This is a genomic window from Shewanella sp. HL-SH8 (assembly GCF_051165765.1).
Lineage (GTDB): Bacteria > Pseudomonadota > Gammaproteobacteria > Enterobacterales > Shewanellaceae > Shewanella > Shewanella glacialimarina.
Genome location: NZ_CP195039.1, coordinates 1,669,557 through 1,683,169 on the forward strand (window position 1 = coordinate 1,669,557; position 13,613 = coordinate 1,683,169).

12 protein-coding genes, 1 other RNA gene and 1 pseudogene are annotated in these 13,613 nt (G+C 39.0%); 11 read left to right on the top strand and 3 right to left on the bottom strand.

Going from position 1 to position 13,613, the window contains the following annotated elements; genetic code table 11:
* The first annotated feature begins 19 nt into the window (after nucleotides 1-19).
* The 4 genes from ACRWQN_RS07415 to ACRWQN_RS07430 all read left to right on the top strand — a co-directional run bounded on the left by ACRWQN_RS07415 (nucleotide 20) and on the right by ACRWQN_RS07430 (nucleotide 4,568).
* Entirely contained in the window at nucleotides 20-211 is a 192-nt protein-coding gene (locus ACRWQN_RS07415) for a ribbon-helix-helix domain-containing protein (RefSeq protein WP_226410606.1), read from the top strand.
* Between the two features lie 174 nt (nucleotides 212-385).
* Nucleotides 386-730, top strand: a complete 345-nt coding sequence (locus ACRWQN_RS07420; RefSeq protein ID WP_226410605.1) for a zinc ribbon domain-containing protein YjdM — start codon at nucleotides 386-388, stop codon at nucleotides 728-730.
* Nucleotides 731-901: 171 nt separating this feature from the next.
* A complete protein-coding gene (locus ACRWQN_RS07425) occupies nucleotides 902-1,480 on the top strand; it encodes a class I SAM-dependent methyltransferase (protein WP_434940343.1) in 579 nt (192 codons plus the stop codon).
* A 4-nt stretch (nucleotides 1,481-1,484) separates the two neighbouring features.
* A complete protein-coding gene (locus ACRWQN_RS07430) occupies nucleotides 1,485-4,568 on the top strand; it encodes a DEAD/DEAH box helicase family protein (protein WP_434940344.1) in 3,084 nt (1,027 codons plus the stop codon).
* A gap of 140 nt (nucleotides 4,569-4,708) precedes the next feature.
* Here ACRWQN_RS07430 and ssrA read toward each other — a convergent pair.
* Nucleotides 4,709-5,064, bottom strand: a transfer-messenger RNA (tmRNA) gene (ssrA, locus tag ACRWQN_RS07435).
* 71 nt (nucleotides 5,065-5,135) lie between these two features.
* A complete protein-coding gene (gene smpB, locus ACRWQN_RS07440) occupies nucleotides 5,136-5,624 on the bottom strand; it encodes an SsrA-binding protein SmpB (RefSeq protein ID WP_226410557.1) in 489 nt (162 codons plus the stop codon).
* Between the two features lie 227 nt (nucleotides 5,625-5,851).
* Here smpB and ACRWQN_RS07445 point away from each other — a divergent pair, with 227 nt between their 5' ends.
* Together ACRWQN_RS07445 and ACRWQN_RS07450 are read left to right on the top strand one after the other, a co-directional pair.
* On the top strand, nucleotides 5,852-6,289 hold the full coding sequence (locus ACRWQN_RS07445) for an SRPBCC family protein (protein ID WP_226410556.1): 438 nt from the start codon (nucleotides 5,852-5,854) through the stop codon (nucleotides 6,287-6,289).
* Nucleotides 6,279-6,614: an RnfH family protein gene (locus tag ACRWQN_RS07450; protein ID WP_434928649.1), complete on the top strand. Its 336-nt coding sequence runs from the start codon at nucleotides 6,279-6,281 to the stop codon at nucleotides 6,612-6,614. Before ACRWQN_RS07445 ends, ACRWQN_RS07450 begins: the two co-directional genes overlap by 11 nt.
* A 77-nt stretch (nucleotides 6,615-6,691) precedes the next feature.
* On the opposite strand, the gene ACRWQN_RS07455 is transcribed toward ACRWQN_RS07450, so the two are convergent.
* Entirely contained in the window at nucleotides 6,692-7,183 is a 492-nt protein-coding gene (locus ACRWQN_RS07455) for an outer membrane protein assembly factor BamE (RefSeq protein WP_226410554.1), read from the bottom strand.
* Nucleotides 7,184-7,433: 250 nt separating this feature from the next.
* On the opposite strand from ACRWQN_RS07455, the gene ACRWQN_RS07460 reads away from it, so the two are divergent.
* The 5 genes and pseudogenes from ACRWQN_RS07460 to ACRWQN_RS07480 form a co-directional block, all read left to right on the top strand.
* Nucleotides 7,434-8,279: an SAM-dependent methyltransferase gene (locus tag ACRWQN_RS07460; RefSeq protein ID WP_434940611.1), complete on the top strand. Its 846-nt coding sequence runs from the start codon at nucleotides 7,434-7,436 to the stop codon at nucleotides 8,277-8,279.
* 35 nt (nucleotides 8,280-8,314) lie between these two features.
* Nucleotides 8,315-8,527 (top strand): hypothetical protein, encoded by a 213-nt coding sequence (locus tag ACRWQN_RS07465; RefSeq protein ID WP_434940345.1) that lies wholly within the window; start codon nucleotides 8,315-8,317, stop codon nucleotides 8,525-8,527.
* Between the two features lie 3 nt (nucleotides 8,528-8,530).
* Nucleotides 8,531-10,273 (top strand): tetratricopeptide repeat-containing diguanylate cyclase, encoded by a 1,743-nt coding sequence (locus ACRWQN_RS07470; RefSeq protein ID WP_434940346.1) that lies wholly within the window; start codon nucleotides 8,531-8,533, stop codon nucleotides 10,271-10,273.
* 1,346 nt (nucleotides 10,274-11,619) lie between these two features.
* On the top strand, nucleotides 11,620-13,266 hold the full coding sequence (gene aceB, locus ACRWQN_RS07475; RefSeq protein ID WP_434940347.1) for a malate synthase A: 1,647 nt from the start codon (nucleotides 11,620-11,622) through the stop codon (nucleotides 13,264-13,266).
* A gap of 62 nt (nucleotides 13,267-13,328) precedes the next feature.
* A pseudogene (locus ACRWQN_RS07480) lies at nucleotides 13,329-13,463 on the top strand (isocitrate lyase); the annotation flags it as partial.
* Nucleotides 13,464-13,613 lie beyond the last annotated feature (150 nt).

Consider the following 13,613-nt stretch of genomic DNA (forward strand, 5'->3'; position numbering starts at 1 on the left):
TTTAATGGGAGTGACCCTAATGGAAAATAAAACGGCACGCTTTACTGTGCTACTCGATCCAAGTAAAAAGCAGGCATTTGAGCAACTGTGCGCATCGCAAGACCTAACGCCATCGCAAGTTGTACGTCAGCTAATTCGCGGTTATCTTGAACAACATGATGTGAGCTATGGCGATCAACAGCCGACTAATAACCCAAAAGTGAAGAGCTAACCATCATTTTCAGACTTAAAAGATGATGCTGGATTGAGTGTAAATGATAATTTCATTATAATACCATTATCATTTTGGTCAGAATGCAGCTTAAAGCCCAATAGACTCGTTATTGAGTCAGCATCGCATATAAAGTTCTGGCTGTTACAGTATGTTAATTAAAGAGAATTAGTGATGAGCGATACAATCCCACCATGCCCTAAATGTGAGTCACCATACGCCTATTCAGACGGCACGTTATTAATTTGCCCAGAATGCGCTAATGAGTGGAACCCAAATGAAGTGGTAGTAGACCCAGACGTTATCATTCTTAGCGATGCGGTAGGTAACTTGCTTGCTGAAGGTGACAAAGTCACCTTAATCAAAGATCTAAAAGTAAAAGGGTCTTCTTTGGTATTAAAAGTCGGCACTAAAGCGGTAATCAACCGTTTTGTCGCAGGTGACCACGACATCGATTGTAAAGTAGATGGCAACGGCCAAATGATGTTGAAATCGAAATTTGTTAAAAAGCAGAGCTAGTGAAATAAGGTATGGGTTAATACTTTACCCTTGCTTCTTTTTAAGCTTACGAAAATACCTGCCAAGTGCAGGTATTTTTTTGTTGCGGTAATATGAATTAGTTACTATACCTTTCAATTGGTTATGTTAATCTTGGAATTATGTCTAGCGCCTAAAATAACTAAACTCAGTATGACCATAGATTTCTACAACCAGCATTCTGATGCTTTTTATTCTGATACTGTTAATGTGAATATGACAGCCCTTTATAATGAGTTTATTCCGCTCATTCCGTTAACTGGACATATCCTTGATGCAGGTTGTGGTAGCGGTCGTGACAGTGCTTACTTCATTCAACAGGGTTTTAAGGTCACCGCATTTGACGCTAGCGAAGCCCTAGTTAAGAAAGCGACATTATATACAGGCCTTGAAGTCTCACTCGCCACTTTTGATAGCTTTGACACTAAACTGAAATTTGATGCCATTTGGGCATGTGCATCATTATTACATGTGCCTAGCCCTTTAATCGCCAATACTTTTAAGCGTTTAGCCTCACATTTAGCCGTTGGGGGGATTTTCTATTGCTCATTTAAGTATGGTGATGATGATATAAATCGAGGCGGTCGCTTCTTTACCAATGCTAATGAACAAAGATTAGCTTCGTTTATTGTTAACTCTAATTTATCAATAAACAAAACATGGATAACTCAGGATGTCAGACCCGATAGGCAAGATGATAAGTGGCTTAATGCCATTTTGATAAAACGGTAACACCATGGCTATCACTGGAAATGACATAGATAACATAGCTGCTGGTTTTCAGTATCAACTTAAAGATGTGGTTGATGTTGGTCGTTTGTATGTTTATACAGGTGGAGGAAGTCAATATTCTGCTTTAGATAAACCTGCTGTATTGGTTGATCACACATTATACGATTTATCACCAACGTCATTTCATTATGTAAGCTATACAAGTTATCAAAACAAACTCATGCATCGATATCAGGGGCTTTATCGTTTTTGTGCATCTGACAAGCTGCAATTACTCAATGATTGGCAAGACTTTCTACTTGATGAAATTGAAGATATTGAACTAAGAAAGTTTGGTGCGAATAGATCTGAGGATCATATTGACCCAACGCCACCAGAATATAAGTTTGCCGAGTTATTTGAACAAGTTTATGGTGCGGCATCTATCCATGCCTTGCAAGCAGAAGCACCCTATATTGATAGGTTAGGTCATAAACGTTACGCCGACTACATTCTCCAACGCACCACTAATCCCATTGCTATTGAACTCAATGGTGAAACTTATCATCACCCTTTATCTGCTTTAGTGACTGAAAATAAATACCGCTCACAACTGTTTAAGCAGAACTCATTAGTTAAAGATGGTTACTTGGTTTATCGATGGTCTGATAGGGGGATGAGTGACGAGTTTAAATTTGAAGACCAAATAAAAGATTATTTTGGTGATGCAAATAGCTTTAAAAAGTCGCCGCTTTATAGGGCACAACGAGCATACAATTTCGAGATATATCAATATCAACAAGATGCAGTAGATAATCTCATTTTTAAACGTGAAAACGGTCAAAACAGCTTTTTAGTCGTGTTGCCAACTGGAACGGGGAAAACCGAAGTCTTTATCGAAGACTTTAGATTACAGTTTCAGCAATCCAAAGCTAAACAGGTACTTGCCATAGTACCTACCCGAGATTTACGTCAGCAATTAATAGAGCGAATACAAAAGCGTCTACCAAATATCAACGTTGGTCTTGAGTTATCAAATACTCAATTGGATATTGTGGTGCAAACAAGCGCCTATGTATTGCGGCATTATCGTAAATTAGCTAAAGATTATTTTGACTATATTGTAGTTGATGAAGCTCATCGAGCAGGTGCAGACGGGTTAAGGCAAGTGTTAAGTTATTTCTCTCCAGAAACCTTATTAGGCTTAACGGCAACGGATCAGCGATATGATCAGCGTCAATTGGCTGATATTTTTGGTCAGTATGAAGTTGAAATGACACTGGAGGAAGCTATTCAGCAAAAGCTAGTTCCTCAGATAAGGGCTTTTCGACTAGAGTCAAATATCGACTTTTCAAAAGTGCGTTTTAATGGCAAAGAATTTGTTAAAAGTGACTTACAAAAAACAGTCATCTTACCTTCAAGGGATCAACTCATTGTTGATATGTTGAAGAAATATTTCTTTACTCATCATAGCGAATACAAAATTAGTGCCCAGCAGGGCGTTATCTTTTGTGTGGATATTAAACATACTCAACGAATGGCTGCATTGTTGAATCAGTCAGGCATAACAGCAGTGGCAGTTAGCGGTAAAGATCGCTCAGGCCTTGCTTTATACCAGCAAGAGAAAGTACAAATAATTTGTGCATGCGAGTTACTGAATGAAGGTTGGGATGCCCCACAAACCAGTATATTGGTCATGGCAAGGCCAACTATGTCAAAGGTGCTGTATACCCAGCAGTTAGGCCGGGGAACAAGAAATCATCCAGGAAAAGAAGCATTATATGTGATTGACGTTGTTGATAGTTATGGCGCTGTGATTAAGCCTTGGTCAATTCATGGATTGTTTAATTTAGGATTTTATCAACCCTTTGGTGATGTGGTAAAAGATGTCCATGGCACCCTACAGCATGATCTGATTATCCTAGATGGCTTGTGGGAGTCTGAGCGAAGAATTGAGCCAATTAATATCTTTAACTTTGAAAAAGAATTTAGTGATTTACTCAATGAAGAGCAACTTGCACGAGAGCTCTTTATATCAACGGGTACTGTTAAAGCGTGGATGAGAAAAGGTGAACTTATTGCAAGTAAAACGATTCCCTTTGGCAGTAAAACCTTAAATTATTTCAGCCAGCAAAAGCTTGATGATCTTAGACAAGATAAAAATATCCCTATTCGTACCCAAGATACCCGTAAAGCTGATTTTATAGAGTTTATTGAAAAACGAGATTATACCTATTCATATAAAATCATCTTTATGCTGATCATGATTAACCATCATAATCCGCAAGGTGAAGTCGACATTGATAAAATGGTTCAACATTACAGCGGCTTTTACCAGACTATGTTAGATCAATATGGTCGAAGTGAAAAAGAGCATAATCCGCTTAACCGCCATGAAAATTTATTTGATAATGCTTATATTAAACGCAGTATAGGCAGTAATCCATTTGAAAAATTTGAGCGGAAACGGTTCTTTTATCAGTGTAATGAACTCAGTTTAATGTCCTTTGACACTGTGCTATGGGAAAAGCTTGAAGAGAGCGATCTAAAGCAGATTAATAAACAAATGCTAGCTGACTTAAAAGATTACTACGCCAAACTCGATATTATATTAAAACCATCAGATTTAACCTCGCTGCATTTATCAACCAGTGCGTTGTCTATGCTAAATGATGCACCCCAAGATAATGTTATATACCTTCCATTCTATGAAGATTTAAAAATTGCGTGCGGACATTTTAAAACCAGTTCAGCCGAACAAGTTCGTACCATTAAAGTCCCAGCACACTATGGCAACTTAAATCCTCAGAAACACTTCATCGCGCGCGCAAAGGGCGACTCAATGAATGGAGGTAAACAGCCTATTTGTGATGGCGATTATTTACTGTTTGAGTGGATTACTTCAACCAGTGCGGGCTCAATATCCAATCATACTCTTGCGATTGAATTATTAGATGAAACCGGTGATCCCCAATATTTATTACGTAAAGTGAAAAAACTGGGGCAAGGTCAGTACACTTTAAGTGCCAATAATCCAGATTATCAAGACATGCTATCAACAACCTCAATGAATACCTTTGCAAGGTTTAAAGGAGTTATTGAGGTTTAGCGATACAAATAGGACGCGGGTTCAAGTCCCGCCGCCACATCTGAATCGGATCAAAATAGAAAGTGATTTTCGCTGTAACAATATAAGTAAAAAACAGAAACAAAAAGGGCTTAGCATTGCTGCTAAGCCCTTCTATAAATTGGTGGAGGCGGCGGGACTTGAACCCGCGTCCAGAAAGCCTACATCCTCGGCACTACATGTTTAGTCTCTCTTTTATTTAACCAAGGAGTCTCCGAAAGACAGGATGCTACTTGGTGAGTCCGGTACTGTTTCGCGGTTCACCCCCGGACGGAGTTCCCTCGCTAGCACACTGTAATATGACCATCATGATCCACTGTCCACGTGCGAAACGTGTGGGTGATGGCTAGCTAGCCTAAGCTGCTAGAGAGTAGTTAGAGTCGTTTGCAACTATAACGGTGCGGCTTTTTACGAGGCCAACCGCCCCTCGACATGCTCCTTGGGTTTCGTGAATCCTGTCGAATCCAGAATCGCCCCCAATTAGTAATATCATAACGTGTTGTTTGGTTAATACCTAGCGACGATTAACAAAATATCATCGTTTGGTTATTATCCGTCCAGTCTGCTCTTTTTCATTACGCGAGACTGTTCTACTTTCCATTCACGTTCTTTAGTGTCTTCACGTTTATCGTGATCTTTCTTACCTTTACCTAAGCCAATTTCAACTTTAACCCACGCACCTTTACGCCAATACATGGACAAGGGCACAAGGGTGTAACCTTGACGTTCAATTAACCCAGCAAGTTTGTCGATTTCACTGCGCTTTAATAGCAGTTTTTTGGTTCTTATTGGATCGCATATTACATGGGTTGAAGCGGTATTAAGGGGTTGTATAGTACAACCATGCATAAAGGCTTCACCCTCTTTTATGTATACATAACAATCAGATAAGTTAACTTTACCCATGCGGATAGATTTTACTTCCCAGCCCATAAGTTGTAATCCCGCTTCGACTTTGTCTTCTATGCGGTATTCAAATGTCGCGCGTTTATTACGTGCGATAGTTGCTGAGGGATTTTTTGCCGATTTCTTTACCATGCTTTTTTTACCATCTAGGCGTATATCGCCTGCAATTTGCCCATTTTAAAAGCGCTGTTGTGTTAACTTTTTCATTCAGTTCTACAACAGATATGGGGGGAGAGTATTAATAATTCAACGATTATACCTAAATTATTGGTTTGTGTACGTCTATGTTGTACTGCAACAGATGCCTTTTTCATTTATCGTGATAAAATCGCGTTATTATTTCGTAAAAGTGAGTGCGGATGCCTAAGATTTCCAAGAGTGTGTTGGTGCGCTTTAGTGCCATGCAGATGTATGAGTTGGTTAATGATGTTGAGTCTTACCATGCTTTTTTACCCGGTTGCGTCGGCGGTAAAGTGTTGGAGTTTGATGGCACAACCATGGTGGCATCGGTTGATGTGAGTAAAGCTGGCATCAAAAAGACTTTTACGACACGTAATCATGTGGAAGCAGGTAAACGGATTACTTTAACACTCGAAAATGGCCCATTTAAACGCTTGCAAGGTTTGTGGGTGTTTACTGAGCTAACCGATGATGCGTGCAAAGTTGAGTTTGATTTGGATTTTGAATTCGCTAATCCGCTGTCTGATTTAGCTTTCGGGCGGGTATTTAAACAATTAATGTTGTCTATGGTGACCGCATTTACTGACCGAGCTAAGGTAATTTATCGTGACAATTGAACAACAACCGTTTGCTGTTGATGTGGTTTATGCGCTGCCAACCCAACAAAAAATTATTACTGTGATGGTTGCACCGGGTTGCAGTTTTATTGAGGCGGTTAGGCAAAGTGATATTTGCGCTTTTTTCCCTGAAATTGATTTAGATAAGGTAAAGCTTGGGGTATTTAGTCGCCAGGTGAAACATGATGAGGTTTTAGTGCCTGGTCAGCGTGTTGAAATTTATAGGCCGCTTATTGCCGATCCAAAAGATGTACGTCGTAAGCGCGCTGAAAAAGCTAAAGATGAAGGGCGAATTAATAAAATTACCGGCGCAAAGCTGAGTTAAAGGCTGTTGAATTTCAGATATAAAAAAGCAGGGATGGACTCCCTGCTTTTTTATGTCCTGTAACGTTAAGTTAAGGTTTATTTTTTATTGTTAATCGTGCCGTTTAAACCACGTTGTTCTTCAACTAAAGGTTTAGCGTCTGGGCGAGCTTCCGGAATAAGCGGATCATCTTCTGGCTCATTGCTTGAAGGGAGTTTGCTTTGATCTAGTGGAGTATTAAAATCTGCACTTAAATCATAATCACCTTCAACACGGTTAACCTTGTCATCAATAAAGTGAATAATTAACTCTTTATGGATAATGCTTGCATCACGACCACTTTTAAAGTGATACACGTAATACCAGGTATCGTCGGCAAAACTGTCACGTAAAACTGGGCGACCTAAAATATATTCAGCTTGTTCTTTTGTCATGTCGATACGTAATTTATCGACCTGCTGGCTTTCCATGTAGTTCCCTTGCGGGACATCTGGCTTGTAAATTAGCCAATCAAATACACCACAACCGCTTAATGAGATAGATAATGCTACTGCGCTTAACAGAGTAAGACTTTGTTTTTTGTTAATCATTGTCTGTGCTACTTCCTAAATTCTGTTGGTCATCATACCCAAGCAAACCCTATCATGACAAGGGGTGGATGTGACTTGCGGCTAATTTGATTGGTTCAATTGGCATAAGTTCAATAGAACATGATGTTTTTAAGTAAAAAAATATTGGAATCTTTACTCAAATTGTTTAGTTTTAGCAATAAATTAAATGTTATTTAGCACTGCCTTACGGTATTTTAATAAACAAAATGAATAAACAATGAATAGTGTCATGTTGCAAGACCAAAATACTGAAATAACATCTAAATCTGAACCGTCAAAAAATGTCGGCCGATTGGTGTGCGTGGGTACAGGCATGCACTTGGCGGGTCAAATTAGCACCTTAAGTAAAAGTTATATTGAAATAGCCGATGTGGTTTTTTCGTTGGTAACCGATGGCTTTGCCGCGCGGTGGCTAGATGCTATAAACGCTGATGTGCGATCGCTGCAGTCTTTTTATGCCAAACCTGATGAAGTTAAAAATCGGCGTGATACCTATAGTGAAATGGTAAACGCTATATTAACTGAAGTACGTAAAGGCAAGTTGGTGGTGTGTGCATTTTACGGTCATCCAGGTATTTTTGCCTGTGTGGCACATATGGCCATAAAACAAGCTCGGGCAGAGGGTTTTGAGTCGAATATGCTACCAGGTATTTCTGCTGAAGCCTGTTTATGGGCCGATTTAGGTATAGACCCCGGTAATGTCGGTCATCAAAGTTTTGAGGCGACGCAGTTTTTACTTTATAACCATATCCCCAATAATTGCACTCACTTATTGTTATGGCAAATTGCATTGGCGGGTGAACATACTTTGACCCAGTTTTCGACCACTACTGCAAAACTTGAAATTTTGGTTGACCATTTAAGCCAGTGGTATCCATTAGATCATCCCGTGGTGATTTATGAAGCGGCTACCTTACCATTTCAACAACCCAGAATTGACACCATTGCTTTGAGTGATTTACCTTTTGCAGAACTTAGGTCAATTAGTACCTTAATGATACCTCCATCAAAGAAGTTAACATTAAATCAACAGATTTTAGATAAATTAGGTATAACAGCTGATACTATCGGCTAGTTTTAAAATAATTACAAAAACGATAAAGGAATGTCATGTCAAAGTTACAAAAATTTGCCGAAGCGCTATCGGTCGATGCTGGGTTACTAGAAGCTTATAAAGCGGATCCTCGAGGCGTTATGTTGGCACATGGCTTAACAGCTCAAGAGGCCGATTTAGTGATGTTAGGTGATTTAGATGCTTTAAAAGCACTACTTGGCGATAGTTTAATGCAGTCTTATGTGATGGTTGCAACGCCAACTGAATAACAAATGAAATATAAAGGCTTAGTTTTCTGTTTATTAGCACAATTGGTATTGACCAATTGTGCTTTTGCATCTGAAAATTACGATGAGTCTTTAAGTCGAATTGAAAAATTACTGCAAACAGATTTTACTCAAGCAGAGTCCGCGATTTTAGATATAGAGAGTTCGCTTGATAAGTTGTCCCATCCTCAGTTGGCTGAGTTTTATACGCTGCTGAGTTCAAAATACGTTTATTTATCAGAATTGGAACAAGCCAACCAAGCACTTGACTTAGCGTTAACTTACTCCCCGCCGGAAGAGTCGCTTACTCGAATTTATCTTTATAAAACAACTGTGTTTTTGATGCTTAAAAATTATGAAGCAGCGTTTGCTATGTTGGAAATAAATCTAGCCCGCATTGAAGGTGTTGAAGACACCAGCCTTAAAGTCGCTTCTTATGTTCGTCTGTTAAATATCTTGCTTGATTTAAATGCCTATGAAGAAATGCTCAGTACCGCACAGTTAGTGTTAAACCTTAATCAAGGTAAAGACACTAAACATGAGTGCTATACCAAAGTCTATTTAGCGGTAGCCACCTTAAGGTTAGGGCGCTATAGCGAGGCGAATGATTTATTTAAGCAGTCTGAAATGTATTGCGCCAGTAATGAGCAGCCGTTAATAGAAATTATGTCTATTAAGGGACAGGCGGAGAGTTATTTTGAATCAGGCCAACTAGACCTGGCTAAGCCGCTGTTTGAAGCTGCTCTTGAAGGGTATTTTTCATTTCAATTTCAAGTTGAAATACACAGCGTGAAAGCCTTTTTGAGTAAAATTTATTTCTACCAGGGCGATTATCAAAAAGCGGCGCTATATGCTAATGAACTTAACGAATTAAAAGAAGATAAGTCTAATAATCATGTTAAAAAGCAAGCCAATGAAGTATTGGCCATGTTAGCCAGCCGAGATGGGGAATATGCTAAAGCCTATCAGTATCAGGTAGTAGCCCATGCGTTAGATTTACAAGATTTAGATGAAAATAATCATAAACAAAATGCTTATCAAATGGCCCGTTTTGATAGTGCTGAGAAAAATCGTGAAAATAAGAATTTGTTGCAAGAACATGAATTAATGGTGCAGCAAAAAGATCTGTTTTTAAAAGAGAAAAGCTCATCTATTATGTTTTCGACTCTGTTGTTCGGGGTGTGTATTGGCTTATTACTTTTACTGTTAACGGCATGGCTGCAGCGGAATCAATTTATGCGCCAGGCCCAGCGGGATGGATTAACCGGAATTTTTAACCGCCAAACAGGTCAAGATTTAGCTGAAAATGAATTGGTACAAGCGTTATCTAATCATCGCCACTTTTCTGTACTGGTATTAGATTTGGATTTGTTTAAGTCAATTAATGATCGTTTTGGCCATGCAACTGGCGATTGGACATTAAAAAAAGTGACTCAAGTTATTGAAGATGTTATTCGTCCTAGCGATATTTTTTGTCGGCTTGGCGGTGAAGAGTTTGTACTTTATTTACCTAATACCGACGAGAAGACAGCCTTTAAACTAGCTGAATCGATACGTAAAGAAGTTGAACACATTAATACTAAGTATTCTGGTCATAACTTTTCGATAACCTTGAGTGTAGGCGTCAGCTCGTTAACGCGTGATGATTTAAGTATTGACCCATTATTAAGTCGTGCTGACATTGCCTTGTATAAATGTAAGCATCAAGGACGTAATAAAGTGCTGGTATATCATCCTAGCTTCGCCTAAAACCTGCTTTATTTAACTCTCTTTACAATTCTGCAAGTTACTAGCATTAAGAATATATAGTGGGTGCATGCTTTTGACTAGTGCCTAGAAAAAGCCTAAAAAGACCTCAGAAAGCCGACTTTTATCAAATAACCCTTCACTTGCTAATCACTGTTTATGTTTGTCATTCTCCCATCATTGCTAATATCTAATAGGCAAGGTTAATCGTTAGCAGCTTTATCGGCTGATTAATTTATTTACTAGCCCATTCGTCGAGTAGCTCGATAACTCAATCATCCAATCATACAGCTTTCGACTATTCAAATTGATATGTTTTTGGTGTTTATAGCCAGTCACCACAGCTAACATTTTCAGAGAGTTATTTGATCCTTTTAGTGTGTTGAATTGGCTGTTATATCAAATAGCATGGTCCTCAGTGTGTGGCTTGCAGGAAGCACCTATATCTGTTTGATGATCTATCAGCCATTGAATGATATTTGCAGGTATATTAATGCTACGTGCGACGGGGTATTTCTACTGAGTTGATGTTGCGAAATAGTAACAAATACGCCCGCTGAAAATCGTGTTAAGTCTGCTTTTTGCTTAAATACTAAGCTAAATGACTAAAAAGTCGAAAAAAATGAAAATAAATTAACTTATTTTTCAATAAAACCACAAAGAATAGAGTTGATGATCGGATAACGTTCATCTTTATTGCTGTGATTAAGTTCTCGCAAAACCTCCACTTTACGTTAACGTAAGATTAAAACGAGTGTTTTAATTTGATAGTTGTTGGTTAGGGTATTAGTATATGATTATATTGATAAAAATTAGGTTACCTTAAGGTGAGTACAAAACGCAGAGGCTATTGCTGTAAAGGTTTGTTCTACTAAAGTTTTGTAATTATTGATTTACGACATGTTTTTTTATTACGTGTGTTATTACCTATCTTTTTTATTGGTAATTAGGTAAGACCATTTAATTTTACAGGGTTGATTATACAGTTTGAAATTAATTTAAATTGTTTATTTTCAATAGTTTGTTGAGAAAGTTCTCTTTTGGTATGACCATTTTAAAACTGAAGGCGTTGATGGTTTTTTACCGAATTGGTAAAGGGGTAACTGTTGCAAATACAACTGTTTTTGCGTATTTTTTACTTCGAAACGAACATTTGATGGTTTTATTTGAATTAAAGTTTTACCGGTAAACGTAAGTCGCTCAGATTAATTTGCAGCATGTTAAGCAAACAACTTTAGTTACTCTGAATTATTGAGTTTATTAGTCACTTTTCATTCAAAGCGGTAATCCAAACAGAAATGTTCAACCAGTTTGAAAAACAATGACAGTCGCGTCAAGGGAGCCTGGTTATGACGGCAGAGCAATTAATAGCACAGTACAGTAAGACAACATCTGAACAGCCCCGCGGCTCGTCAGATCTAGTGATTACTGGTCCAGCAATAGCAGGACAAGAAAATGTGTTTAACGAAGGTGCATTAGCATTACTTAATAGCTTATGTAGTCGTTTTGCCGCAGAAGTGCCACAGCTGCTTGAAAAGCGTAAACAAAAACAAGCGCGTATTGATAACGGTGAATTACCTGACTTTTTACCTGAGACCCGTGCAATACGTGATGGTAATTGGTCTATTCGTGGTATTCCACACGACTTAACCGATCGTCGTGTCGAAATAACCGGTCCTGTGGACCGTAAAATGATTATTAATGCTTTAAACGCTAACGTTAAAGTGTTTATGGCGGACTTTGAAGACTCATTAGCGCCAAGCTGGCAGAAAGTGGTTGAAGGGCAAATCAATTTGCGTGATGCGGTTCGTGGTGATATTGAGTTTACCTCGCCAGATGGTAAACAATATAAGCTAACCCCCGATCCTGCGGTACTCATTGCCCGTGTTCGTGGTCTTCATTTAAAAGAGAAACATGTTGAATACAAAGGCCAAGCTATTCCAGGCGGTTTGATGGATTTCGCCTTATATTTTTACCATAACTATCACCAGCTATTGGCTAATAATTCAGGTCCTTATTTTTATCTTCCTAAACTTGAAAGTCATGTTGAAGCGCGCTGGTGGGCAAAAGTGTTTGCCTTTGTTGAAGAACGTTTTTGCTTAAAACCTGGCACGATTAAATGTACCTGTTTAATTGAGACTTTGCCTGCTGTGTTTGAAATGGACGAAATTCTCTATGAACTGCGTTCAAACATAGTTGCACTTAACTGTGGCCGTTGGGATTACATTTTTAGTTATATTAAAACCTTAAAACGCCATGCTGACAGAGTCTTACCTGATCGCCAGGCGGTGACCATGGACACCAAATTTTTAAGCGCTTACTCACGCTTGTTGATTAAAATCTGTCACAAACGTGGTGCACTAGCCATGGGCGGTATGGCGGCATTTATTCCAGCAAAAGATGAAGCAACTAACGAACTTGTACTGAAAAAAGTGCGTAGTGACAAAGAGCTAGAAGCCCGTAACGGTCATGATGGTACATGGGTGGCACACCCAGGATTAGCTGATACCGCAATGAAAATATTCAATGATTATATTGGCGGCGATAGAACTAACCAATTGCACATTACCCGTGATGTTGACGCGCCAATTCTTGCCTCTGAATTACTTGAACCATGCAACGGTGAACGCACTGAATCAGGCATGCGTCTTAATATTCGTATAGCTGTGCAATACATAGAAGCCTGGATCCAAGGTAATGGCTGTGTGCCAATTTACGGTTTGATGGAGGATGCTGCAACCGCTGAAATTTCACGCACCTCAATTTGGCAGTGGATCCAGCATGGCAAAACATTATCTAACGATAAATTAGTCACTAAAGATTTGTTTAGAAGCATGCTGGTAGAAGAGCTAGTGAATGTTCAACAAGAATTAGGTGATAAACGTTATCAAGCTGGCCAGTTTGCAAAAGCCGCTGAATTACTTGAGCAAATTACTACATCAGATGAATTGGTGGATTTTTTAACGTTACCAGGATATGAGCTACTAACCGCTTAATATAACAAATGTTTAATTATAGAATCTCAGGTGCTGCCGTGATAACTGACTCGCAGTCGCAGAGAAAAAGTAATACGTTAGTGTTTCACCAGCAGTAAGTGGGTTCAGGTTATTGCGACCAAGCCACAACCTGTATTCAAGGTGGTAAGCCTTCAGTAACAGCACTAACTGGTTCAACTGAAAAAGAGCCGTTTTAAGTTTTAAATGTACCGTTTTACAGTTTAGTCGCTTTGCGACTGTTGTAACCCCGTGCGGTTCTCCTACAGGCCGCACGGGACTTTTATCCGACCTTTTGGATCATAAGCCCATAAGCTTTGTCGTTGATTCTTATTGTTGGTGTACTTCCT